The sequence below is a fragment of the Arthrobacter sp. P4_F11 genome (genome assembly GCF_056401395.1).
Map to the genome: position 1 here is coordinate 132,470 of NZ_JBFUJK010000011.1, position 24,485 is coordinate 156,954.

Annotated in this window: 24 protein-coding genes, 1 pseudogene and 1 riboswitch; of the genes and pseudogenes, 19 read left to right on the forward strand and 6 right to left on the reverse strand. The window is 66.5% G+C overall.

From position 1 onward, the window contains the following. Positions 1–43: 43 nt before the first annotated feature. The gene (locus AC1DRO_RS13685; protein WP_476951211.1) at positions 44–1,750 is read right to left on the reverse strand and encodes a hypothetical protein; all 1,707 of its coding nucleotides are present in this window, start codon (positions 1,748–1,750) and stop codon (positions 44–46) included. Positions 1,751–1,914: 164 nt separating this feature from the next. After that, a complete protein-coding gene (locus AC1DRO_RS13690) occupies positions 1,915–3,165 on the reverse strand; it encodes an MFS transporter (protein ID WP_476951212.1) in 1,251 nt (416 codons plus the stop codon). 251 nt (positions 3,166–3,416) lie between these two features. Between AC1DRO_RS13690 and AC1DRO_RS13695 the strand changes: the two genes are divergently transcribed. Then, on the forward strand, positions 3,417–4,799 hold the full coding sequence (locus AC1DRO_RS13695) for an ammonium transporter (RefSeq protein WP_243177164.1): 1,383 nt from the start codon (positions 3,417–3,419) through the stop codon (positions 4,797–4,799). Further along, entirely contained in the window at positions 4,796–5,134 is a 339-nt protein-coding gene (locus AC1DRO_RS13700) for a P-II family nitrogen regulator (protein ID WP_028276847.1), read from the forward strand. The genes AC1DRO_RS13695 and AC1DRO_RS13700 overlap by 4 nt, the downstream gene beginning before the upstream one ends. 191 nt (positions 5,135–5,325) lie before the next feature. Here AC1DRO_RS13700 and AC1DRO_RS13705 read toward each other — a convergent pair whose 3' ends face one another. Next, positions 5,326–6,714, reverse strand: a complete 1,389-nt coding sequence (locus tag AC1DRO_RS13705) for a glucose-6-phosphate dehydrogenase (RefSeq protein WP_028276848.1) — start codon at positions 6,712–6,714, stop codon at positions 5,326–5,328. 152 nt (positions 6,715–6,866) lie between these two features. Here AC1DRO_RS13705 and ffh point away from each other — a divergent pair, with 152 nt between their 5' ends. Together ffh and AC1DRO_RS13715 are read left to right on the forward strand one after the other, a co-directional pair. Continuing rightward, positions 6,867–8,456, forward strand: a complete 1,590-nt coding sequence (gene ffh / locus AC1DRO_RS13710) for a signal recognition particle protein (protein WP_476951213.1) — start codon at positions 6,867–6,869, stop codon at positions 8,454–8,456. A 71-nt stretch (positions 8,457–8,527) separates the two neighbouring features. After that, positions 8,528–9,262, forward strand: coding sequence for an alpha/beta fold hydrolase (locus AC1DRO_RS13715; RefSeq protein WP_229992666.1), 735 nt, complete (start codon positions 8,528–8,530; stop codon positions 9,260–9,262). Here AC1DRO_RS13715 and thiC read toward each other — a convergent pair. After that, positions 9,259–11,109 (reverse strand): phosphomethylpyrimidine synthase ThiC, encoded by a 1,851-nt coding sequence (gene thiC, locus AC1DRO_RS13720; RefSeq protein ID WP_476951214.1) that lies wholly within the window; start codon positions 11,107–11,109, stop codon positions 9,259–9,261. The genes AC1DRO_RS13715 and thiC overlap by 4 nt on opposite strands. Continuing rightward, a riboswitch (TPP riboswitch) is annotated at positions 11,105–11,212 on the reverse strand. (Overlaps the previous gene by 5 nt.) Positions 11,213–11,286: 74 nt before the next feature. Here thiC and AC1DRO_RS13725 point away from each other — a divergent pair. The 13 genes from AC1DRO_RS13725 (at position 11,287) to AC1DRO_RS13785 (ending at position 20,865) form a co-directional block, all read left to right on the forward strand. Further along, complete coding sequence (locus AC1DRO_RS13725) at positions 11,287–11,787, forward strand: GNAT family N-acetyltransferase (protein ID WP_476951215.1); 501 nt, start codon at positions 11,287–11,289, stop codon at positions 11,785–11,787. 3 nt (positions 11,788–11,790) lie between these two features. Then, on the forward strand, positions 11,791–12,897 hold the full coding sequence (locus AC1DRO_RS13730; protein WP_476951216.1) for an amidohydrolase family protein: 1,107 nt from the start codon (positions 11,791–11,793) through the stop codon (positions 12,895–12,897). 75 nt (positions 12,898–12,972) lie between these two features. Next, the gene (locus AC1DRO_RS13735) at positions 12,973–13,848 is read left to right on the forward strand and encodes a VOC family protein (RefSeq protein WP_476951217.1); all 876 of its coding nucleotides are present in this window, start codon (positions 12,973–12,975) and stop codon (positions 13,846–13,848) included. A gap of 580 nt (positions 13,849–14,428) precedes the next feature. Further along, complete coding sequence (locus tag AC1DRO_RS13740) at positions 14,429–14,866, forward strand: hypothetical protein (protein WP_459385099.1); 438 nt, start codon at positions 14,429–14,431, stop codon at positions 14,864–14,866. 218 nt (positions 14,867–15,084) lie between these two features. Continuing rightward, a complete protein-coding gene (gene rpsP, locus AC1DRO_RS13745; protein WP_026266438.1) occupies positions 15,085–15,510 on the forward strand; it encodes a 30S ribosomal protein S16 in 426 nt (141 codons plus the stop codon). Between the two features lies 1 nt (position 15,511). Then, a complete protein-coding gene (locus tag AC1DRO_RS13750) occupies positions 15,512–15,754 on the forward strand; it encodes an RNA-binding protein (protein ID WP_018773450.1) in 243 nt (80 codons plus the stop codon). Between the two features lie 123 nt (positions 15,755–15,877). Next, positions 15,878–16,495, forward strand: a complete 618-nt coding sequence (gene rimM / locus AC1DRO_RS13755) for a ribosome maturation factor RimM (RefSeq protein WP_476951218.1) — start codon at positions 15,878–15,880, stop codon at positions 16,493–16,495. Continuing rightward, positions 16,496–17,359, forward strand: coding sequence for a tRNA (guanosine(37)-N1)-methyltransferase TrmD (gene trmD / locus AC1DRO_RS13760; protein WP_476951219.1), 864 nt, complete (start codon positions 16,496–16,498; stop codon positions 17,357–17,359). Positions 17,360–17,594: 235 nt separating this feature from the next. Further along, the gene (gene rplS, locus AC1DRO_RS13765) at positions 17,595–17,954 is read left to right on the forward strand and encodes a 50S ribosomal protein L19 (protein ID WP_018773447.1); all 360 of its coding nucleotides are present in this window, start codon (positions 17,595–17,597) and stop codon (positions 17,952–17,954) included. A 132-nt stretch (positions 17,955–18,086) separates the two neighbouring features. Continuing rightward, complete coding sequence (gene lepB / locus AC1DRO_RS13770) at positions 18,087–18,767, forward strand: signal peptidase I (RefSeq protein ID WP_476951220.1); 681 nt, start codon at positions 18,087–18,089, stop codon at positions 18,765–18,767. Continuing rightward, positions 18,768–19,775: a signal peptidase I gene (lepB, locus tag AC1DRO_RS13775; protein WP_476951221.1), complete on the forward strand. Its 1,008-nt coding sequence runs from the start codon at positions 18,768–18,770 to the stop codon at positions 19,773–19,775. Positions 19,776–19,785: 10 nt separating this feature from the next. Further along, positions 19,786–20,451, forward strand: a complete 666-nt coding sequence (locus AC1DRO_RS13780; protein WP_476951222.1) for a ribonuclease HII — start codon at positions 19,786–19,788, stop codon at positions 20,449–20,451. Between the two features lie 87 nt (positions 20,452–20,538). Then, the gene (locus AC1DRO_RS13785) at positions 20,539–20,865 is read left to right on the forward strand and encodes a DUF2469 domain-containing protein (protein ID WP_018773443.1); all 327 of its coding nucleotides are present in this window, start codon (positions 20,539–20,541) and stop codon (positions 20,863–20,865) included. 26 nt (positions 20,866–20,891) lie between these two features. On the opposite strand, the gene AC1DRO_RS13790 is transcribed toward AC1DRO_RS13785, so the two are convergent. After that, positions 20,892–21,965, reverse strand: a complete 1,074-nt coding sequence (locus tag AC1DRO_RS13790) for a transglycosylase domain-containing protein (RefSeq protein ID WP_476951223.1) — start codon at positions 21,963–21,965, stop codon at positions 20,892–20,894. Positions 21,966–22,210: 245 nt separating this feature from the next. Then, on the reverse strand, positions 22,211–22,633 hold the full coding sequence (locus AC1DRO_RS13795) for an HAD domain-containing protein (RefSeq protein WP_476951224.1): 423 nt from the start codon (positions 22,631–22,633) through the stop codon (positions 22,211–22,213). A 211-nt stretch (positions 22,634–22,844) separates the two neighbouring features. On the opposite strand from AC1DRO_RS13795, the gene AC1DRO_RS13800 reads away from it, so the two are divergent. Both AC1DRO_RS13800 and AC1DRO_RS13805 read left to right on the forward strand, forming a co-directional pair. Further along, positions 22,845–22,970: a hypothetical protein gene (locus AC1DRO_RS13800; RefSeq protein ID WP_476947004.1), complete on the forward strand. Its 126-nt coding sequence runs from the start codon at positions 22,845–22,847 to the stop codon at positions 22,968–22,970. A 185-nt stretch (positions 22,971–23,155) separates the two neighbouring features. Further along, a pseudogene (locus AC1DRO_RS13805) lies at positions 23,156–24,485 on the forward strand (hypothetical protein); the annotation flags it as partial.

Consider the following 24,485-nt stretch of genomic DNA (forward strand, 5'->3'; position numbering starts at 1 on the left):
CTTGTGAGTTCAGACAGGGCCGGGGCACTCTTTGTTCGAGTGGCTAGTACTTGAAGTTCAGGACCGTCACTGTGCCGGCTGTCAGCTTGAACTCCTGCGTCTGGGACTTGAACGCGAAGCCGGGTACCGTGGCGCGCTTGGTGAGGGGCGTGGGCTCGGTCTTGGCGCCATCGATGACGGTCTGGTCCTCGGCTGCGTAGCTGGGTCCGCTGAGCTGGGTCATGGTCCCGGTGACCGGTTTGCCCGGAAGGTTCAGGGTGACGGAAGTCTGCGCGGCCTTTTGGGGGTCGTTTTCGTTGATGATCACCACGCTGGTGCTGCCGTCGGCGTTCTGCAGCGCGTAGCTGAACGTCGGGCCGCCTCCGGTGCTGTTCACTTTCATGAACTTGCCGGCCTCGAGCTCGGCCACCATGGAGATGCCGAAGAAGTTGGCCCGGCCGGACATCTGGCCATTGCCGAACGGGTAGGCCCCGGCGCTGCAGATGGCGGACAGGGGCGGGCCGCCCTTGCACGTCAGCAGCGAGCTGTGGAAGCCGATTCGGGTGATGCCCAGCTGGGCGGCGGTGAGGGCATAGTCTGCCGCCCACAGCGCAGATGCGTGGGTACGGGAGGTCTCATTGGAACCGGGGCATGCCGAGATCCCGGTTTCCGGAATCCAGGTTTCCAGGCCGGCGGCACGACCCACTGCGAGGGCCACCTTCTGGTAGTCGACGCCACGGTCGTGCATCGTTCGGCTCATCGCGTTTGCCAAGGTAGGCGAATCCTGAGGCAAGCTGCCGTCACAGTTGGAGAGCGGGTAGTGGTGGAACGTCAAGATCTTCTTCTGCGGGAGGTCCGCATCGACGAACGGCTGCCACCACTTCTGGTCGTAGGTGCCCGGGCCGGAGATGGGCACGTTCGGCGCCACTGCATAGATCGCGTTGGCGTAGTCCTTCAATTCCCGAATGTACTGATCCAGGCTGTAGCCGCTGCCGGACTTCACATCGTTGAACACAAAGCCGTTGGGCTCATTGCCCACGGTGATGCTCAGCAGCCGGTTGCCGAGGATCGCCGAGGCGTTCTTGGCCATGTCCGCAGCCCGCGCCGGGTTGTAGTGGCCCAGATCCACCGTGAGGCTTACCCTGGCGTCGCCGGCGTCCAGCAGGGTCTTGAGCCGGACCAGGTCTGCCGGGCCCACGGCCTTGACCGGGTGCGTCTTGTCACCCTTGTAGTCGGCGGGGACGGCCTCGCCGCTGGAGGTCCAGAAGAAACGCCGGTCCACGGCGTTGCCGCCGAAACGCAGGACCGGCTGGTCGATCTCCTTGAGCAGCTTGACCATCGTCGCGTTGTCGCTGCTGAGGTCGGGATCGGCCAGATCCGTGGCCTCCAGGGAAATTCCCGCCATGCCCTTGTTCAGGGAAGTGCCCACGAGGTCATTGGAGACATCGACCTTGAGGGGCTCAACCTTTTCCAGCGGCGACCCGGCCGGCGGACCCGGCTGCGCGTAATAGGTGACGGTCGGTCCCACCTCGGCAGGGGCGGGCGCCGGTGCCGACTGGGCCGGGGAAGAAGCGGCCGGCGGTCCCGGCGTCGGGTTTCCGAGCGCGAGGGGAACCAGTACTGCTGCGGCGACGGCGACTATTCCGGCGCCGGCGATCAGCCCTGCGCGCTTCCTGCTTCCCGCGCCTGTGCCCGCACTCTTACCGGGGTTGGCGGGTTGGGCGGGGTCGGGGCTTTCGGCTTTCCCGGGGGAAGAGTCGAATTTGGCCATGGGGGATTACCTCCGGAAGTTTGTGGCACGTGCCCCCAGCTTAGCCAAGGGCGGAGGCCGCCGCTGACCGGAAGGCCCTGGACAACGTCCCGTGCACGGTCCCGGACGAGGTCACGGCTGAGGCGCTGCTGCCCGGACCGGACCACCGGCGGCAACGCCGCAGGTCAGGCGCGGTCCGGGGCCGGCCGGCGGAACGTTTCGCGGGCCGGCAACCACACGGCGGCGGCGGCCAACAGGATGCCGCCAGTGACCCCAAAGGCCCAGCCGTAGCCCAGCCGGTCCGCCAGCAGCCCGGCCACCACCGGTCCGACAATCGCGCCGCTGTCGGAAGCCATCTGGAAGACGGCCAGGACGCGGCCGCCCGAGCGCTCGTTGCCGATCACGTCGGCGATGGCGGCCTGCTGGGCCGGTCCGAGCAATCCGGAGCCGATCCCGGCGCAGGCGGAGGCGAGCAGGAACCAGGGCAGCTGGTGTGTGAAGCCGATGGCCGCCGTGGCGGTGCCGGTGACCAGCAGTCCGGCCAGCAGGAGCGGCTTGCGGCCGAGGCTGTCCGCGAGCCGGCCGGAAAACGTCAGCGCCACCGCGTTGCCGCCGGCAAACACCGCCAGGGCCCAGCCGGCCGATTCCGGACCGGCGCCGAGCGCCACGACGGCGAAGAGCGGCACTGTGGCCATCCGCACCCCGAAGGTGGCCCAGCCGTTGGCAAAGCTCGAAAACAGGCCGGCCCGGTAGGCGCTGTCCCGCAGCGCGTCCCGCAGTTCCATCGCCGGGGCCGTGGCGCCGGGCTGCCGCGAGGCGGCGGGGACATGGCTGAGCTGGGTTTGCACCACGACGGCGGCCAGCACCAGGGCCGCCGCATAGGCCAGGAACGGCACCCGCAAACCGAAACCGGCGAGCATCCCGCCGACGATGGGGCCGCAGACGTTGCCGATCAGGAAGGCGGAGGCATAGGCCCCGGAGACCCGGCCGCGGCTTTCCGGCGGCGCGAGCCGGACCACGAGCGCCATGGACGCCACCGTGAACATCACCGAACCAGCCCCGCCGAGGCCGCGGAAGACCAGCAGCTGCCAGTAATTCTGGGCGAAGGCGCAGGCGGCCGTGGACGCCGCGACGATCAGCAGCCCGGCCACATAGACCGGCCGTTCGCCCAGCTTCACGATCAGGGCGCCGCCGGCCGGTGCGAAGACGAGCCGCATGAAAGCGAAGATGCTCACAATCACCGCCGCCGCGGTCGCCCCGACGTCGAACGTGGTGGCGAACTGGGGCAGAACCGGTGCCACGAGGCCGAAACCGATCGCAATCAGGAAGGCCGCCACCAGCATCACCTTGATGTCCCGGGGCAGCCGGGAACGGCCCGGGGCCCGGGAAGGGACCTCGGCTGCGGCGTCGCCGGCGGGGCGGGAGGTCTTGCTCATAATGCGTTCGTCCTTGGGAAGATGCGGTGCGGGCTGGCGGCGGGTCCAACAAGTGCGGGAATAATCCGCTGAAACATAACCGTAACAAATGTGAGATGCACCATTTACGTCCGGGAGGTTCTTGTAACAACCCGGCAATGTAAATCCTCCGCCAGCGAAACACTGCCCCGCGAAACTCTTTCTAGAACGCAAATAAATGCGTTGGGACCGGCGGACTACTCCGCACCTAATAGCAAGAGAGGACGTAGACCATGGAACTCACCGCAGGTCTCGTTTGGCTCCTGGTCGCCGCGGCACTCGTGCTGTTCATGACCCCGGGCCTGGCATTCTTCTACGGCGGCATGACCCGCGCCAAGTCGGCTTTGAACATGATGATGATGAGCTTCGTCGCCATTGGAACCGTCGGCATCATGTGGATCCTGTGGGGCGCTTCGATGGCTACGACCAACGAAGACAACTTCTACCAGATCTTCGCCAACCCGTTCAGCCACTTCGGCCTGCACAACTTCACCGAGCCGGCCGACCTGCTCAAGGTCGGCTACGCGGCCACCTTCGCGATCATCACGGTGGCCCTGATTTCCGGAGCGGTCGCCGACCGCGCCAAATTCTCCGCATGGGTGGTCTTCACCCCCATCTGGGCGACCCTGGTCTACGCGCCGATGGCCTTCATGGTCTGGGGCGGCGGACTCTTCTCCGCCAATGGATGGTTCGGCCAGACGTTTGCGCCGGTCATCGACTTCGCCGGCGGCACCGTGGTCCACATCAACGCCGGCGTCGCGGGTCTCATCCTGGTCCTGATCATCGGTAACCGCAAGGGCTTCGGCAAGGACCCGAACCACCGCCCGCACAACATTCCGTTCGTCATGCTCGGCGCCGCAATCCTGTGGTTCGGCTGGTTCGGCTTCAACGCCGGTGCCGCTGCCACTGTGGAGCAGGCCGGCCTGATCTGGATCAACACCCTGGCCGCCCCGGCCGCAGCCATGCTCGGCTGGCTCGCCGTGGAGCGCTTCCGCGACGGTCACCCGACCTCCCTCGGTGCCGCGTCCGGCGTGGTCGCCGGCCTGGTCGCCATTACCCCGGCCTGCGCCAACGTCTCCCCGCTTGGTGCGATCGCCCTCGGCGTCGTGGCCGGTGTGGCTTCGGCGCTCGCCGTCGGCCTGAAGTTCAAGTTCGGCTACGACGACTCGCTCGACGTCGTCGGCGTCCACCTCGTCTCCGGTGTTGTCGGCACGGTCGCAATCGGCTTCCTTGCCACCCCGACCCAGGGCGCCGCGGGCCTGTTCTACGGCGGCGGCACCACGCAGCTGGTCGCCCAGACCCTCGCGGCAATGATGGCCATCGTCTTCACCGCCGTGATGACCTTCATCATCGCCTTCCCGATCCACAAGCTCATGGGCTTCCGGGTTTCCCAGGAACAGGAAGTTGTCGGTGTGGACCTGAGCCTGCACGCCGAGACCGCCTACGAGTTCGGCGTCGGCGGGCACGGCGGCAGCTTCCAGCCGCTGCACGAACTGATCACGGGCAAGCCGATGGGCGGCGAGCCGCAGGAGGAAGGCACAGCCGCCGAAGTGCCGGTGGACGCCGCGTCCAACGGCAAGCAGAACGCAACGGGCAAGGAAAGTGTGGGGGCATGAAACTGATCACGGCAATCGTCCGACCGGAAAAGCTTGAGGCTATTCGCGAAGGCCTGGAAGCCTACGGTGTGCAGGGCCTCACGGTCAGCGCAGCCAGCGGCTACGGCCGGCAGCGCGGTTACACCGAGGTCTACCGCGGGGCCGAGTACAACGTGGACCTGCTGCCAAAGATCCGGGTGGAAGTCCTGGCCACCGACGAACAGGCGGACGACATCCTGGATGTCATCATCGCCAGTTCCAACACCGGCCGGGCCGGCGACGGAAAAGTCTGGACGATGGATGTGTTCGAAGCTGTCAGGGTCCGTACCGGAGAACGTGGTTCGGCAGCGATCTAGTTGCTCCCCGCTCCATGCCGCTAGGGCCAACAGACACAGCGGCGTTGACACGGCACTGACACAGTGGGCCGGATACCTGAGAAGGTATCCGGCCCACTGTGTCGTTGCTGCCTGGTCGGTGCTGCTGTGTCGTTGCTGCTGTGTCGGCTCCGGCGCACCGCCGGATCCGCGCGGGCCCTGCCGGGACGAATCTAGGCCGGCCAGCCCTCCGGCCCCGGGGTCCCGGCCGGATATTCCTCCAGCGGGACATGCCCGGCGGTCCAGGATTTCAACACCGGCGCCAGGATGCGCCAGCAGTCCTCGGCCGTGTCAGCCCGCACCGAGAGCAGCGGATCCCCGGTCAGCACGCCCTCGAGCACTTCACCGTAGGGGAGGAGTTCGGAGGCGCTCAGTTCGGCCTGCAGCGTGGCCCGGTCCAGGCTCAGGACATTGCCCGGTCCGTTCACGTCGACGTCGAACTGCAGCGTGTCCGGGCCAAAGCCGATCCGCAGCTGGTTGGGGGCGTCCACACCGGTGAACCCCTTCGGAAGATGCGGCACCGGCCGGAAGGTCACCACGGCCTCCTTGCGTTTCTGGCCCAGCGCCTTGCCCGAACGCAGGATGAACGGCACGCCCTGCCAGCGCCAGTTGTCGATCTCCACCTGCACCTCGGCGAGGGTTTCAGTACCCCTGGACGCGTCCACGCCCTCCTCCTTGGCGTAGTCCGGAATGTCCCGGCCGTTGATCGAACCCGCCGTGTACCGGGCCCGGCGGCTGCTTTGCCGGTAGGGGGCCTTGATGCTGCTGGCCCGCAGCACGGTGGCCACGGCATCGCGGAGATCGCGTTCGTCCACGGATGCCGGCGGCTCGATTGCCATGAGGGCCATGATCTGAAGCAGGTGGCTTTGGATCATGTCACGGAGCGCCCCGGCGCCGTCGTAGTAGCGGGCGCGGCCTTCGAGGGCGAGGTCCTCGTCGAAGATGATCTCGATTTTTTCGATGTTCTGCCGGTTCCACACCGGCTCCAGGAACGTGTTCGCGAAGCGCAAGCCAAGGATGTTCAGGACCGTTGCCTTGCCGAGGAAGTGGTCCACGCGGTGGATGTGGTCCTCCGGGACCAGCGCCGCCAGCGTCTTGTTCAGGTGGCGCGCCGACTGCTCGTCGGAGCCGAACGGCTTCTCCATGACCAGCCGGGTGCCGGCGGGCACGTCCTCCGGCGCCAGGGCCTCGCACGCGAGCTGGCTGACCCGCGGTGGCAGGGCGAAGTAGACCGCCACGGGCCCCTCCAATTGCGCCAGGAGCCCGGCGAGCTGGCCCTCGGCTGTGACATCGAGCTGGTGGTAGGTGCTCTCCTTGCGGATCCGCTTGAGCTCCCGCTTGCCGTGGGCGTCGGCCTTGGAGTCCTCGTCCGCGAACGACTCCTCGATCCGGCCAAGCCACTGCTCCGGCGTCCAGGGGTCCGATCCCGCTCCCGCCAGGGTGAGGCCGTCGGCGCGGCCCCGGGACACCAGGCGGGCAAGCCCCGGTAACAGGAGCCTTCCGGTGAGATCGCCGGAAGCGCCCAGGATGAGCAGGGTTTTTACAGTTGTTTGGCTGGTCACCTACGCCAGCATGCCATCTTGAAGGCGCATCTTGGTACCCTAGATAGTCGAGTCCTGTTGTCGAGGCGGTTCGTCCAGGCGAATACCAGTCGCGACGCTGGCGTGCCGCACCGGCCGCCACCTGTAGATCCACTGAAAGAAGTGCACGGCGCGTGTTCAATTCACTCTCTGACCGGTTGACAGCAACCTTCAAGAATCTGCGTGGCAAGGGCCGCCTGACCGAGGCGGACGTTGACGCCACAGTCCGGGAGATCCGGCGTGCCCTCCTGGACGCCGATGTCGCTGTGCCCGTCGTCCGGGAGTTCACCGGCCGCGTGCGCGAGCGTGCCCTCGGCGCCGAGGTCTCCGGGGCGCTGAACCCGAGCCAGCAGATCGTGAAGATCGTCAACGAGGAACTCGTCGAGATCCTCGGCGGCGAAACCCGCCGGATCCGCCTGGCGAAGACCGGACCCACCATCATCATGCTGGCCGGCCTCCAGGGCGCCGGCAAGACCACCCTGGCCGGCAAGCTGTCCAAGTGGCTCAAGTCCCAGGGCCACAGCCCGATGCTGGTGGCCTGCGACCTCCAGCGCCCCAACGCCGTCACCCAGCTGCAGGTGGTCGGCCAGCGCGCCGGCGTGCCCGTCTTCGCCCCGCACCCGGGCGCCACGTCCACCGAGCTGGACCACCCTGCCGGCGACCCTGTCGCCGTCGCCCGCGCCGGCGTCGAGGAAGCCAAGCGCACCCTCCACGACGTCGTGATCGTGGACACCGCCGGCCGTCTCGGCGTCGACGCCGACATGATGGAGCAGGCGCGCCAGATCCGCCGCGCGATCGTCCCGAACGAAGTCCTGTTCGTGATCGACTCCATGATCGGCCAGGACGCCGTCAACACGGCCCTGGCCTTCGACGAGGGCGTCAACTTCACCGGCATCGTGCTCTCCAAGCTCGACGGCGACGCCCGCGGCGGCGCCGCGCTCTCCGTCGCGTCGGTGACCGGCAAGCCGGTCATGTTCGCCTCCACCGGCGAAGGCGTGGACGACTTCGAGCTCTTCCACCCGGACCGCATGGCCTCGCGCATCCTCGACATGGGTGACGTCCTCACCCTGATCGAGCAGGCCGAGAAGTCCTGGGACAAGGATGAAGCCGCCCGGATGGCGCAGAAGTTCGCCGACCAGGAAGACTTCACCCTCGATGACTTCCTCGCCCAGATGCAGCAGATCCGCAACATGGGCTCCATGAAGAAAATGCTCATGATGATGCCGGGCGCGCAGAACATCCGCCAGCAGCTGGAGCAGTTCGACGAGCGCGAGATCGACCGCGTCGAGGCCATTGTCCGCTCGATGACCCCGCACGAGCGCGTGGCTCCGAAGATCATCAACGGCTCCCGCCGGGCCCGTATTGCCCGCGGTTCCGGCGTGCACGTCTCCGAGGTCAACGGACTGCTGGAACGTTTTGCCCAGGCCCAGAAGATGATGAAGAAGATGGCCGCCGGCGGCGGGATGCCCGGCATGCCGGGAATGCCCGGCATGGGCGGCGGGGGCGGAGCCCGCAAGGGAGCCAAATCCGCGCCCAAGAAGAAGGCCCGCTCCGGCAACCCGGCCAAGGCGGCGCAGGAACTGCGCGACGCCGAGGCCCGGCGCGCCGCCGGCCCCAAGGCGCTGCCCACCGGCGCGTCGTTCGGCCAGCAGGGCGCCGACTTCGATCCGTCCCAGCTGAACCTGCCCAAGGGTTTCGACAAGTTCCTCGGCGGCAGCAAGTAGCCATAAGTGCTGACGGCCGCCGGCACTGTGTCGCCGGCGGCATCAGCACTGGAGTGCCATAGGGTTAGACAATGTTCAAGCAGCGCGTAGTCTTCGTCCACGGGGACGGCAGCTTCGGCGCCGCCGCGTGGCCAAAACAGCACGGAATGGCGCTGGACTACGACGCCCTGTTCCTGCGGCGGCACGGGTTTGACGCCGTCGCGGAACCGCTCGAATCCAACTTCGCCGCCGACGCCGCCATCGTGCTCGCCTCGCTGGCAGACGACGGCCGCGGCGAGGCTGGCGGCCACGTGGTGGCCCATTCGCAGGGCGCGATCGCGGCGATGATGGCCGCCGTCGAACGGCCCGACCTCGTCCAGTCGCTGACCCTGGTGGAACCGGCCTGCTTGTCCCTGACCGCGGAGCTCCCGGCCACCGCCGCGCACCGGGCCCTGATGCAGCCGCTCTTCGACGTCCGCCACAACCTCAGCGACGACGACTTCCAGCGGGAGTTCATCCGCCGCGCGTTCGCGGCGGACGCCCCCGGGGCCACGACGCCGGAGGCCCTCCGGGCTGCGCGCCGGCTCCGCCTGCAGGCGCCGCCGTGGGAAGCCCCGCTGCAGATCGTGCCGGGGGTGCCGACCCTGGTCCTGACCGGCGGCTGGGAACCGCTGTATGAGGAAATCGCCGGCTACCTGCGCGAGACCGGCGCCCTGCACCGCACGGCGCCGGGAGGGCACCGGCCCCAGGATTCAGCCGAAGGGGACCGGGCCATCCGCTCCTACATCGCCGAGGTCAGCCGGCACCAGCACGCCCGGGCCTCCTAGGAAGCTGCGCGTCCTCCCACCGAGGGCTGCGGCAGGTAGACCTTGCCGCCCGAGGCGAGGAACTCGTTGCTCTTCGCCCGCATTCCGGCCGCCATCTGCGCCAGGGCCGCCTGCGAATCAGCTGAACCGTATTCGTCCCGGATATCCTGGCTGATCCGCATGGAGCAGAACTTCGGACCACACATCGAACAGAAGTGGGCTGTCTTGGCCGGCTCCGCGGGAAGCGTCTCATCGTGGAAGGCCTCGGCCGTGACCGGGTCCAGGGACAGCGCGAACTGGTCCCGCCAACGGAACTCAAACCGCGCCTTGGACAGCGCATCGTCGCGTTCGTGCGCGCCGGGGTGGCCCTTGGCGAGGTCCGCGGCATGGGCCGCGATCTTGTAAGTGATCACGCCCGTCTTCACATCGTCCTTGTTCGGCAGCCCGAGGTGTTCCTTGGGCGTGACGTAGCAGAGCATGGCGGTGCCGTAGCGGGCGATCTCGGTGGCGCCGATCGCCGAGGTGATGTGGTCGTAGCCCGGTGCGATGTCCGTGACGAGCGGCCCGAGCGTATAGAACGGGGCGCCCTTGCAGAGTTCCTGCTGGCGTTCCACGTTTTCCCGGACGAGGTGGAAGGGCACGTGCCCGGGGCCCTCCACCATGACCTGCACATCGAAGTCCCAGGCCCGCTGGGTGAGTTCGGCCAGGGTGTCCAGTTCGGCGAACTGTGCCGCGTCGTTGGCGTCCGCCGTCGCGCCGGGCCGCAGCCCGTCGCCCAGGGAGAACGCGACGTCGTAGCGTGCGAAGATCTCGCACAGCTCGTCGAAGTGGGTGTAGAGGAAATTCTCCTGATGGTGCGCCAGGCACCAGCCGGCCATGATGGAGCCGCCGCGGGACACGATGCCGGTGACCCGGTTGGCCGTCAGCGGCACGTAGCGCAGCAGCACGCCGGCGTGGATGGTCATGTAGTCCACGCCCTGCTCGCACTGTTCGATCACGGTGTCCCGGAAGATCTCCCAGGTCAAGGCGTTGGCCTCGCCGTTGACCTTCTCCAGCGCCTGGTAGATCGGGACCGTTCCGATGGGGACGGGGGAGTTGCGGATGATCCACTCGCGCGTGGTGTGGATGTCGTCCCCGGTGGAGAGGTCCATGACGGTGTCCGCGCCCCATTGCGTGGCCCACTGGAGTTTGTCGACCTCCTCGGCGATGGAGCTGGTCACGGCGGAGTTGCCGATATTGGCGTTGATTTTCACCAGGAACGCCTTGCCGATGATCATCGGCTCGGATTCGGGGTGGTTGACGTTGTTGGGAATGATCGCGCGGCCCGCGGCCACCTCGCTGCGCACCAGCTCCACATCGCAGTTCTCCCGCAGCGCGACGAACCGCATTTCCTGGGTGATCACGCCGTCCCGGGCGTAGCGCATCTGCGTGACGGTCCTGCCCTCAACGGCGCGGCGCGGCACCGGCCGGCCGCCCCGCCACTCGGCCGACGCCGCACCGCGGCGCACCGCCGATTTGCCGTCGTCGAGCAGCTCCCGTTCGCGGCCGGCGTAGGGTTCGGTGTCCGCCCTGGCTTCAATCCAGGGCGTGCGGAACGGCTCGAGGCCGCGGACGGGATCGCTGCCCGGGCCGGCAGTGCGGTAGACCCGGAACGGCGGGTTCCGGACGCCGCCCGGGGAGGGTTCCAGGGCTATCTCGGTCACCGGCACGCGGATGCCGTGCTCCGGGTCCGTGCTGAAGGCCAGCGAGTGGGACTTCAGCGACTGTGTGGGGGCCGGAGGCTGGCTTGGGGCAGACCCGTGCTGGGCTGGCCCAGTGGGGGCTGACTCATTGTGGGCAGGGCTGTGCTGTGTCACTTGGGAGTTCACGGAAATACTCACTTCCTTCGCCGGCATTACCCGGACAGGTTCAACGGTCGCAGGCTGCGTCAGCCCGATCTCAGCCCCTGCAGGGGCACCCGTGTGGTCGTAGACGAAGCTACCACGCACCTCCGGCCGGCCGTCGAGTGTGACGCGGGCGGCGGGCCGCGGTGTTAACGTGGCACGGTGACTCTGCCCAAGGCGCTGCCCCGCATCCGGACCGCGACGCCGGAAGATCTCCCGGCGCTGCCGGCTTTCGAGGCCGCAGCAGACGCCGTCCTCATAGAGGAACTGGGGAACCGGCCGCTCCCGGCTCCGCAGTTGACGGCGCCGGTCGAGCCGCTGTTCATACTTGTCGCCGGAACTCCGCCCGTAGGCTTTGCCCGCGTTGACGAACTCGGCGGCCAGGCCCATCTGGAGCAACTCTCCGTGCAGCCGGACTTTGGCAGGCGGGGGATCGGACGGTCCCTGGTGGAGGCGGCCCTCGATGCGGCCCGGGGCCGCGGCTATTCATGGATGACGCTTTGCACCTTCGCCGGCGTCCCGTTCAATGCGCCGTTTTACGCGGGCTGCGGGTTCGAGGAAATCGCCCGGCCCGGGCAGGCGCTGGCTGCCCTGCGGATCCACGAAGCGCAGCTGGGGCTCGATGATCTGGGCCCGCGGATTGCCATGCGGATTAGGCTTTAGGCCATGACCAGCATCATCGAGTTCAGCGGGCCCATCCTCACGGCGGCGGACCAGGTCTGCTACGGGTTGTGGTCGGTGGAGGGCAGGCTGACCTTTCGCCGGCCCGCGGCCGCGCCGGAGCTCGTGCTGGACGGCTGGGTCATGCCCGGTCTCGTGGACGCACACTGCCACATCGGCCTCGGCCCGGGCGGGGACGTTACCGAGGACACCGCGGAATTCCAGGCCCTGGCGGACCGCAACGCCGGGACGCTCCTGGTCCGCGACGCCGGCGCCGTCCACAACACACGCTGGCTCCAGCAACGCGTGGACCTTCCCCGGATCATCCGCTCGGGCCGGCACCTCGCGAGGACCCGGCGCTACCTGCCGGGCCTGGCCGTCGAGGTCGAGCCGGAGGATCTCGTCGAGGCCGTGCGGAAGCAGGCCCGCGCGGGCGACGGCTGGGTCAAGCTCGTGGGGGACTGGATCGACCGCGACGCCGGCGATCTCGCCGCCAGTTTTCCCGCCCGGACGGTCAAGGACGCCGTCCGGGCCGCCCACGATGAGGGGGCCCGCGTCACCGCACACTGCTTCGCCGAAGACACCCTCGATGACATGCTCGACGCCGGGATCGACTGCATCGAGCACGCCACCGGGCTGCTGCCGCGGCACCTGCCGCGCTTCCTCGAACAGGGTGTTCCGATCGTGCCCACCCTGATCAACATCGCCACGTTCCCGGACATCGCCGCCCGGGCGGCGGCCAAGTTCCCCCGCTACGCAGCCCACATGCGCTCGCTGTGGGAGCGCCGGGCAGAGCGGATCCTCGAAGCCCACGAGGCCGGGGTGGCAATCTACGCCGGTACCGACGCCGGCAGCGTGATCAGCCATGGCAGGATCGTGGACGAGATCCAGGCCCTGCACGCCGCCGGCCTTACCGCCGCTGCCGCCCTCGACTCCGCGAGCTGGTCGGCGCGGACCTGGCTCGGCGCGGAGTCCATCGGTGAAGGGGCAAGTGCTGATGTCCTCGTCACCGCCGAGGATCCGCGGAGCAATCCGGCCACGCTCCGCCAGATCCGGCATATCGTGCTGCGTGGGCTGCCGGTGGACCGGGCGCCAGGCGGTCATGAGGAATAAATTGAAGCTTCAAGTAATTTAGCTTTATATAGAGTCGCCGAAGGCCGGCGGCTAACAAATCCACGGAGCGTTGCCATGACCGCAGAAGCCAGCACCCAAGACCTCCTTCCTGCCGAACTCACCATGGGCACCGTGATGCTCAAGGTCGGCGACATGAAGCTGATGACCGACTACTACCAGCGCGCCCTCGGCCTGGAGACCGTGGCCGAACAGGACGGCGGGCTCTACCTTGGGCGCCAGCAGAAGCCGCTGGTGCATCTGGCGCCTGCCCCGGACCTGTTTCTTCCTTCCCGTGGCGAGGCCGGGCTCTTCCACACCGCCCTCCTCTTCGAGGACCAGCACTCCCTGGCGGCCACCATCGCCACCGCGGCCCAGTACGAGCCCCAGTCCTTCACGGGCAGCGCGGACCACCTCGTCAGCGAGGCGTTCTACTTCAACGACCCCGAAGGCAACGGCATCGAGCTGTACTGGGACCGGCCGCGGGCGGCGTGGTCCTGGGAGGGCAAGAACGTCGTCATGGACAGTCTCGCCCTGCCGCCGCAGCGCTACCTGCAGCAATACCTGACCGAGGAGTCCGTGGCAGGCCAGCGCCAGGGCGCCGCCGGCGTCGGGCACGTCCACCTGCAGGTCGGCGACGTCCAGTCGGCGCATGATTTCTATGTAGGCACGCTCGGCTTCGAAAAGACCGCGGGCTGGCACGGCCAGGCGCTGTTCGTCTCGGCCGGCGGCTACCACCACCACATGGCCATGAACGTATGGAACAGCCGCGGCGCGGGTCCCCGGCGCGACACGCTGGGCCTGGGTGAAGTCCTCATCGAGGTGCCCTCCGGCGACGACGTCGCGGCCCTGGCCGACCGGCTCAAGGTTGCCGGCGTCGAATCCCACCACACCGGCGCCGAGCTGCGCTTCGAGGATCCGTGGCGCAACCGGATCCGCGTCGCCGTGCGCTAGAAGTTCTCCCTAGGCAAGCTGGTCGCTGGGCGTGTCCAGCGCGCACAGCTTTCCGCTGGACATGTCCACTCTTCGCCGGCGGGACCGCTGGGCATGTCCATTGCTCGGGACCGGGACTCCGGAACATGTCCATTGCTCGCCGCCGGGAATGGACGTAGCTGCCATATGTTCATTCCTTGCTGTCAGGACGGGGCATGCCCAGCGGGCCCTGGTCGGTTTCCCCGGGCCAGCGAAGGACATGTCCACTCTTCGCCAGCAGGACAGTGGAACATGTCCATTGCCCGCAGTCGCGAATGGACATAGCTGCCATATGTCCAGTGCTCAGGGTTAGGGGAGGGCATGTCCACGGGCCGGGTAGGGTTCACCGGGCCAGCGAGGGACATGTCCACTGTTCCCAGGCGGGACTTCGGAACATGCCCAGTGCCCGCAGTCGCGAATGGACATAGCTGCCATATGTCCAGTGCTCAGGGTTAGGGGAGGGCATGTCCAGCGGGCGGGGCGGGGCCATGCTGAAGCGGCTAGGCTGAAGCGACGTCGAAAACAGCGGTCTGCGGACCGCCGAACCCTAAGGACCAGCTGCATGGGATTCACCGAACTCTTTGTGTCCACCCACGAAGAAGCCCTCAAGCGCGCCGGCGCACTGGAAGGCGGCAGCCCGGCCGCCCCGGGCGCCGTCCGCATCCCGGAGATCAGCGACTTCGAGGTGGAGCGGCTGGGGGACCTCGCCGGCGTCGCCGTGCACGCCCCGGGCGCGGACTATGAACTGGCCATGGTCGACGTGGCCAGCGACTCGCTGCTCGGCGTCCCGGCGGCAATGGTCCGCACGCTGGCGGAACTGCTCAGCTATGAAACCGAAGGGGAGGGTGACGTCCTGGAGGATGTCGCCGCCAACTGGGCCGCCGAGGAGGACATGCCCTTCGGTCCGGACGAGGCCCGGGACTACGTCCGCCGGATTGCCGAGCTCGCCGCCGGCGTCGACCCCGCCACCAGGTCCGGCCTCTTCGTCTGGACGTCCTGACCGGCCCTCGAGGCCGCTTCCAGGCCGCGCGGTGGTGCGCCAAGCTCGTGTCAAGTCGAAATCCTGCCGGTGATCTGGCACAATGAACAGGTACTCGATCTGCGTGGCCCCTCTCTCCGCGTCTGGATCTTGTCCTTTAGAACCCCCAAGTACGGCCCGCCCCACGGGTGCAGAACGCCGGGCTCGACCCCGTTTCAGAAACAGGAGTGACCACAAAAGTGGCCGTAAAGATTCGCCTTAAGCGCTTCGGTAAGATGCGCGCACCGTACTACCGCATCGTCGTCATGGACTCACGCTCCAAGCGTGATGGCCGTGCTATCGAAGAGATCGGCAAGTACCACCCGACCGAAGAGCCCTCGTACATCGAGGTCGACACGGACCGTGCCCAGTACTGGCTCGGCGTCGGCGCACAGCCGTCCGAGCAGGTTGCCGCGATCCTGAAGATCACCGGTGACTGGCAGAAGTTCAAGGGTCTCCCGGGCCAGGAGGGAACCTTGAAGACCAAGGCTCCCAAGGCTGCCTTCGTTACCCCGGAAAAGGGTTCCGTGATCATCCCGGAAGCCATCACCAAGAAGGCCAAGAAGGACGAAGCTGCCGAGGCTCCCGCCGACGCCGCCGAAGCAGAGACCACCGAGGCTGAGTAAATTGCTGGCAGAAGCGCTCGAACACCTGGTCCGCGGGATTGTTGACAGCCCCGAGGACGTCAAGGTCAGTGCGAAGAACAACCGCCGCGGGGAAACCCTCGAGGTGCGCGTTCATCAGGACGACCTCGGACGGGTGATCGGCCGGCAGGGCCGGACCGCACGCGCATTGCGCACTGTGGTTGCGGCGCTGGCGGACGGCGAGCCGGTCAGGGTCGACGTCGTCGACACCGACCGCCGCCGGTAACGCTTTCAGCACTACTTGTCTTGAGTCCGGCCCCTTCACCAGATAATGGTGGAGGGGCCGGACTGTTTTCCCGTTATTCCGCACCAGAGAATACAGAATCACCAACCCCGAACAGAGGAACAGATGCAGCTCCAGGTGGCACGAATCGGCAAGCCCCACGGCATCCGCGGCGAAGTGACCGTCCAGGTGCTCACCGACGCGCCCGGCGACCGTTTTGTCCCCGGCACCCAGTTCATCGTGGAACCCGCCTCGGCCGGGCCGCTGACGGTGTTCAGCGCCCGCTGGAACAAGGACATCCTGTTGCTGGCCTTTGACGAGATCGAGACCCGCAACGAGGCCGAGACCCTGCGCGGCGCCAAGCTATTCATCGAAACTGAAGACATCGGCGCCGAGGACGACGACGAGGGCTGGTACGAGCACGAGCTCGTGGGCCTGGAGGTCCGCGTGGGCGGCAATGTGGTCGGCAAGGTCTCGGCGCTGCACACGCTGCCCGTCCAGGACCTGCTGGTCGTCACCACGGACGACGGCACGGAAGTCCTGATCCCCTTTGTCGAGCAGATTGTGCCCGAGGTTAACGTGGCTGAAAAGTACGTCCTCGTCACCCCGCCGCCCGGACTGTTCGAAGTCAACACGGACGAGGCGCCCGAGGCCCAAAACCCCGATGCCCAAAACCCCGCAGCCCAGGATCCCAAAGCCCAAGGTGCCGCGGCCCGGAACTCCGAAGAGCAGGGCAACGCGTAGATGAGAATCGACGTCGTCAGCATCTTTCCGGAGTACCTGGCCCCGCTGGAGCTGTCGCTGATCGGCAAGGCCCGCCAGGACGGCCTGCTGGACCTCAAGGTCCATGACCTGCGGGACTTCACCACCGACCGGCACCGCACGGTCGATGACACCCCCTACGGCGGCGGCGCCGGCATGGTCATGAAGCCCGAACCCTGGGCGCAGGCCCTCACCGCCGTGGCCGCCGGGCGGTCCGGGGACGCCGGCGCACCTGACGGCTCAGGCGCCCCTGACGACGCCGGCACCCCAGACTCTGCCGGCCCGGACGGTGCCGCCAAGCCCGTCCTGATCGTCCCGTCGCCGGCGGGGGAGCGCTTCACCCAGGCCACCGCGCACGAACTGGCCGAGGAAGACCAGCTGGTGTTCGCCTGCGGGCGCTACGAGGGCATCGATGAACGGGTCCTGGAATGGGCCGCGGAGCACTTCACGGTGCGCCCGATGAGCCTGGGGGACTACGTCCTCAACGGCGGCGAAGTCGCCGTGCTGGCCATGGTCGAAGCCATCGGCCGGCTGCTGCCCGGCGTCGTCGGCAACCCCGAGTCCCTCGTGGAGGAATCCCACTCGGACGGGCTCCTCGAATACCCCGTCTACACCAAGCCCTCCAGCTGGCGGGACCGGGACGTCCCGGCTGTGCTGCTGAGCGGCAACCACGGCAAGATCGCCCAGTGGCGCCGGCACGAGCAGTACCGCCGCACCGCCGAACGGCGCCCCGACCTCCTCGTGGAGTTCGACGCCGGCAAGCTGCCGCGCGCGGACCGTACGGCCTTCTCCGACCTGGGGTACGACGTCGTCGACGGCCGCCTGCTGCGCCGTCCCGACGCCTAACCGCCGGGATTGGGCTAACCCGCACAAAATGTGGCAAAATTAGTCCTTGTGCCTGCTGGGTTGCGAACCTGCCACAGGGGGAGCGCTACCAACAGCCCGGCACCCCGGCCCCGTCTACTCCTGACAGGGCCGGATTGACAAACTTTCGGCGGAAATTTCCGGGCGGCGCATGCCACCGGCCCTGACCGCCGTAACCCAACGTGAGTGACCTGTGGCGTTCACCAGGAGTGGATCAATGCATATCCTCGATTCCGTAGATGCAGCCTCGCTGCGCACCGATGTTCCCGAGTTCCGCGCGGGTGACACCATCAAGGTTCACGTCAACATCATCGAAGGCAAGAACTCCCGCGTCCAGGTCTTCCAAGGCTTCGTCCTTGGCCGCCAGGGCGATGGCGTCCGCGAAACCTTCACCGTCCGCAAGGTCTCCTTCGGTGTCGGCGTAGAGCGTACCTTCCCGGTGCACTCCCCGATCATCGACAAGGTCGAGCTCGTCTCCAAGGGTGACGTGCGCCGCGCCAAGCTTTACTACATGCGTAACCTGCGTGGTAAGGCCGCGAAGATCAAGGAAAAGCGCGACTTCCAGACCGCCAAGTAAGCCTTTTTTCGTCTTCCACGACAGGCTTCCACCGCGGATCCACGGACCGTATCCGGTGCGTCAGCTAGTGCGGCGCCGGAGCTATCCGCAACAGCGCACATTAGTTCACGACAGCGCCAGGGGATACGGAACATGGAACAGCCAAAACGCCAGCCCAGGAAACCGGGCTGGCGTTTTGCGTTGCTGGCCCTTGTGCTCGCCGTGGCCATCAGCGCCGTGGTCCGCTCCCTGTGGCTGGACATCTTCTTCATCCCGTCCGCCTCCATGGAGCCGCTCCTGCACACGGGGGACCGGATCGTGGTGGCGCGGACCGGCTTCCAAGCTGAGCCCTTGGGCCGGGGCGACGTCGTCGTCTTCGACGGCCGCGGTTCCTTCGCCCCGCTCAACAGTGGCAACGGCCCCGTAGTGGATGCCCTCGCCGAAGCCGGACGCTGGCTTGGCCTGGCGGGCAGCGACACCACGTATGTCAAGCGCGTCATCGGACTGCCCGGCGACCGTGTGGTCTGCTGCGATGCCGGCGGCCGGCTCACAGTCAACGGCCAGCAAGTTGCGGAACCGTATGTGTATCCGGGGGACACCCCGAGCGATGTGAAGTTCGCCGTCCAGGTGCCTGCCGGGCGGCTCTGGCTCATGGGGGACCACCGCTCGATGTCCGCCGACTCCCGGAGCCTCCTGGGCGCCCCTGGCGGGGGCATGGTGCCGCTGGAACGCGTCATTGGCAGGCCGGTACAGATCATCTGGCCGCTTGATAGATTTGCAGCAGTAGCGCGGCCCGAACCGGCTGCGACAACGACGACGACGAACGGACAGTAGATGCCCGAGACCGAACCGCGCACTCCTGATCCGCAGGGCCAGGACCGACCCCGGGTTACCGCCTCGGCGATCCCCGCGGACGAGCCGGCGGATCCACCGGCTGGTGCGCAGGCTCCTGCTCCGGCGTCGGCTCCTGCGGCGCAGGACGACAGCGCCGGTGCGCAGCGCGCTGATCGTATCCAGGCTGCCCGCATCGAGGCTGCCCGGTCGGAGACTGCCCCGACCGCGGCTGGGCCGACCGCGCCTGGGCCGACCGGGAGGGAGCGGGCCGACGGACCCGCCCACGCCGATCCGACATCCCGCCGGGCCAGGAAGGCCAAGGCCCGTGAAGGGCGCAGCCCGCTCTTCCTGTGGCTGAAGGAGGTTGCCACGGTGGTCGTCGTGGCGATTGTGCTGTCCTTCCTGATCAAGACCTTCCTGTTCCGGGCCTTTTACATCCCGTCCGAATCCATGGTCAACACCCTCGATGTGAACGACCGCATCTTCGTGAACCTGCTCGTGCCCGAGCCCATGGCGCTCCAGCGCGGGGACGTGGTGGTGTTCCGGGACAGCCAGGGCTGGCTCGCCCCCGCGGCCCCGAAGACCAAGGGCCCCTTCACCTGGGTGCAGGACGGGCTGACGTTCGTCGGTTTGCTGCCGGACAACTCGGAACAGCACCTGGTCAAGCGTGTCATCGGGCTCCCGGGTGACCACGTGGTCTGTTGCGACGCCGGCGGACAGCTCACCGTCAATGGCGCGCCGCTGGACGAGAAATACATCAATTCCGCAGAGATTCCCCAGGTCCGCGACTTTGACGTCGTCGTGCCCGCGGGCAAGGTCTGGGTCATGGGCGACAACCGCAACCACTCCGCGGATTCCCGCGCCCATATGGACACCAACGGCGGTTTCGTCAACGAATCCGACATTGAAGGCAAGGCCGCCGTCATCGCTTGGCCGTTGAACAGGATGTCGGCCCTGGACAACTACCCGGACGTCTTCCGCAGCGTCCCTGCCCCGTCCGGAAAGTAAGCCGCCCGTCATGTCAGCAGCCCCCACCCTCGACTACGAACGCCGCTTCCGCAGCTCCGGCGCGCGGCTCCTCGCGGGCATCGACGAGGTCGGCCGCGGCGCCCTGGCCGGTCCCGTCAGCGTGGGGATCGCCGTCGTCGACCTGCAGCAACAGAAGCTCCTGGCCGATGTCCGGGACAGCAAGCTGCTCAAGGTCGCGGACCGGGAGCGGCTGGTGCCGGTGGTCCGGGACTGGAGCGTCGCCTCCGCCGTCGGGCATGCGTCCGCGAACGAGATCGACGAACTCGGGATCATCGCGGCGCTCCGTCTTGCCGGGAACAGGGCCTGGTTTGCCGTGCTCGCCGCCGGAATCAGGCCCGAGGTTGTCCTGCTGGACGGAAGCCACAACTGGCTCTCGCCGGATCTGCAGCCGTCCTTGTTTGACGATGCCCCCGCCGAACCCGGGTGCGATGCCCCGGTGCACACACTGGTCAAAGCCGACATGCAGTGCCTCAGCGTCGCCGCGGCCAGCATCATCGCGAAGGTCGAGCGCGATGCGATGATGTGCGAGCTGCATACCCAATACCCGGCCTACGGCTGGGACGTGAACAAGGGCTACGGCACCGCAGCGCACAAGGAGGCGCTGCGGACCTCCGGTCCCACGCCGTACCACCGGGTCAGCTGGCAGATGCTCTAGCTGTTCTGGCCGCTCGGGCGCGGCGGCCGGTGGCGCGGCCGGCGCACTGTGGCGCGCGGCCGGCGCCGGATGGTGCAAGATGGAACCATGAGTGCCGAGGACCTTGAAAACTATGAGACCGACATGGAGCTACAGCTCTACCGCGAATACCGCGACGTCGTCGGGCTGTTCAGCTATGTGGTCGAGACCGAGCGGCGTTTCTATCTTGCCAACCATGTTGACCTGCAGGCCCGCAGCGCCGATGGCGAGGTCTACTTCGACTTGACCCTGCAGGACGCCTGGGTGTGGGATGTCTACCGCTCCGCCCGGTTCGTCAAGAGCGTCCGCGTCATCACGTTCAAGGACGTCAACGTCGAGGAACTGCCCCGCAGCGAGGAACTCGCCCTGCCCAAGGTCGAGGACCTGGGCAACTGACCCTGGCTTCCTAGTTTTCGGGTTTCCTAGCCCCTGGGTGGCGCAGGGTTCCCGTTGCGGTCCAGGGCAACGTCCTGCTGCCGCAGCAGGTCCAGCACACTCTCCGGATACGAACCGCAGCCATCCGGGTTCGCGGATCCCCGCTCGGCGGCGTGGTCGGACGCTGTGTCGCCGATGCCGATGGTTGCGACGGCCGCCTTCCATCCGCCGAGCCCCTCGATCTGCTTGGGGACCCACACGTTGGCCGCACCGTTGACGTAGTCCCACACTTTGGGGTGGACCCCCGGGCCGAGATAGATGCCGCCTCCCGCCGCCCTAGTGACGAGTGTGGGCAGCGGCAGGACCCCCATCAATTGCGCGGCCTGATACTCGGACATGTTCCACGGGGGTTCGTCGAAGTAGTACCAGCTCGCTGCGCAGATGCCGTACAGCTGCGGGCCGAACTGCGCGTAGTTCAGATACAGCTCGATGATCCGTTGCGGGGTCAGGGTGAGGCTGAACTCGGTTGCAAGCCCGGCCTCCAGCCCCTTCCTCAGGGCATTCGCATCAGGCCACAGGAAGATGTTCTTGACCAGCTGCTGCGGGACCGTGGAACCGCTCGGGTCATCCCTGCCCTGCAGGTAGGCGACGGCCCTGTCCCGGAAATCATCGACGGAGAACGCGCCAACACGCGTTCCCAGCTGTTGGTCCTCGTGGGCGACGGCCGCGGCGATGACATAGCGGCTGATGTGGTTCAGGGACACGTACTGGTATGCGATCGGGCCGCCGGTCTGCAGCATGTAGGCAGTGCGCGGGGGAGCGAACCAGATGAATGAGACGGCGGCCAGCTCCGTGATGACCACCATGGCGACGGCGAACTTGAAGATCCTGGCGAGCAGACGCCGGACCCGGTGCTTACGTTTTCCCGCCGGAGCCGCCGGCTCAGGCTCTGGCGCGGGGTGGGGCTCTGACGACGGCCCGGGCTCGGGCTGCAGCTGTGCGGGCCTGGATCCTGGCTCAGGCCGCGGTGGTGGGGGCCAGCTGGGGCCCGCCTGCCCGCCGGGCGGACCTGGTTCCGTCAGCTGCTGCGTTCCCAGCGGCTGGGCCGCTCGATATTCCATACGCCGATCCTTCGGCCGATCCTCAGGAGAGACTACGGACGCCCCGGGGAGTTCGAGGGCGTTGGGAAAAGCCTAGGTGAGCCGTGCGGGCATTGGCTACGTTTCGTTGCCTGACAATCGCATCAACACGTCCTGTCAATGCCGCCACGGAATTGATCGCCGGCAGTGCTCCCCCTGGATCCGCCCGGATTCCGGGGCGTCGGCAGGCGCTTCGGCGAAGTTTCCCAACGGTGGTAGATGTGCACTCATGGGCCATCTCCACTGTTGAGAAATTCGGTTACCTGCTGCGCAACCTCGTCGGAGATCCCGGTTTGCCAGTTCGTTTTGAACAATGGCTGATCGGCATAGAAGTCAGTGTCGTCGTCGACGATTGCATACCGCGTCACTTCCGGATGCCGGTCCAGCCACATTTTCACCTCCTCGCCACGAAAGCCTGTGTCTGCTGACGGAGTAACGTCAAAGGTCTTGTAAACGTGCCGGTCGACTTCTTCACGGCCGCCTTGGATATGCCGCCATGTGGACGTTAGAACAACGGCTGCGTCCGTGTCGAGGATGATCTTTCTGACCTTGAACGCCAGGAAAGGATCGATGCCCATGAAGCTGCGAAAGCGCTGTCTCGTACCTACGCGGTTGACGACTCCATCAATATCGACGAAAAGTACTTTCATTCCTGTTCCTCCTGCAGTTCTTTTCGTCCTGCCTTGATTATGCGATCAACAGTGCTGAACGCGCTGCGTATACCCCTCTCATCTGGCTTGTGACCCCTTTAGCCACTGCTGGATGTGGTGCAGGCTCTCGTCGGCGTCGAACTGATCGGCCGGCTAGCTCGTTCATGATGAGATAGGCCGATCCCTCGGCTTCTAACTCGAAGATCCCGCGGTGGTTGCAGTACTCTGCCAACTTCTCGTCAGTGGTGTGACCGTGGACGATATGGCTCAGCTCGCGCTGCATCGTCTTGAACAGATAGGCCGCGACGGGATTGATGGCGAACTCTTTGTTCCGTGAGTATCCCCGGTTGTTGCCGCCTATCTGTTAATGGTGCGGCCGGAATCCGGTTTGGAGATCTTAGATGCGTTGAGGCGTGTAGGGTCTAGTCATCATCATCTGGGGGATAAATGAAAAGGTCTATTAAGCGCTGTCGTTCCGCTGTATTTGTCCTAGCGGCCGCAATGACATTGATTGTTGGTTCAGTGGCACCGTCTGTAGCCGTAGATACTAGCGAGTCACCATCACTAACGGATATCAGAATGCTTTCGCCTGCGGTGATGTACCCGGACCAAGACATAAACCAAGACCAAGTCGTGGTCAGGGTCGGGGCAATCGGTTACGGCAACCTCTTCTACGAAGACAGCCTCGGCGCCACACATGACGTCTGCTTTGATGAGTGCGGGGCGGGGTATGCAAACACAGCAGTTGGCGATCTGAATGGATGGCCGCTGGGTCCTGTCTCGCTCTCTCACATCGAGGTGAGGTCATGGCCCGATGACAAACGTGTCGTGTACTGGCGTGACGGGAGAGTCGAGAAATTCCCGTCGGACATGAAGGATCCCGCCCCAGTCGCGATTGACTGGGCAAGCCTAGATTTCAGGTTGGATCCTCTCCGCGAGTATTCCAATTCACCGAAGCTCCAGGTAGAAGGTCCGCCTTCCGTGGGGTTTACGTTGAAGATGGAACTCGCAGCACTAGACCCTAAGCCAACCAGAGTCGAGTACGGGTGGATGCATCTGGACTCCCTGCAACAGCTAATCGGCAGTAGTCCTACCTACATGACTAGGGCCGCCGACATCGGGCACAGCATCGTGGCACGGGTGCGGGCGTACAACCGAGGCTACGTCACCTACGAAAGTTTCAGCACGCCCACAACGCCCGTCGCCACCCCGGTCCAGGTGACTCCTGCCCCTATCGTGATGACGGACAGGGACGGCACGGCTAACGATACGTACACCATCCCCGAGACGGTCGGCATTGACTACCTCGTCGGTGGCGCCGGTCTTCAAAAGGTTGTATCAGCGGGCACGTATTCGTATTCGTATTCGTATTCGACCGACGGGATTTTCTTCGCAGGCGCGCGGGCGAAGCCCGATTACATCCTGGCTCCTGGTGCCGTAGCAACCTGGTGGATGAGGTTCAAGAACACCCCATTTCTGGTCGCTCCGGCGGCCGTCACTTTCACGGACAAGGACGGGACGAACGAGGATACCTACAGCGTTCCAGCCACGACCGGCATCGACTATCTCGTCGGCGGCAGGGTCGTGGCTGCGGGTAAGTATCCGGCCATGGGCAAGGTCACGGCAACAGCGCGGCCGAAAACCGATTACGCCCTGGCTCCTGGTGCCTTGGCGTCGTGGTCGATGACGTTTAAGGCGACCCCGTTCCCGGTCTCTCCCGCGGCAGTGACGTTCATTGACAAGGTCGGGACAAAGGACGACACCTACACGGTTCCCGCCACGACCGGTGTCGAGTACCTTGTGGACGGGCAAGTCGTGGCTGCGGGTACGTATCCCGGGACCTGGGTCGTCA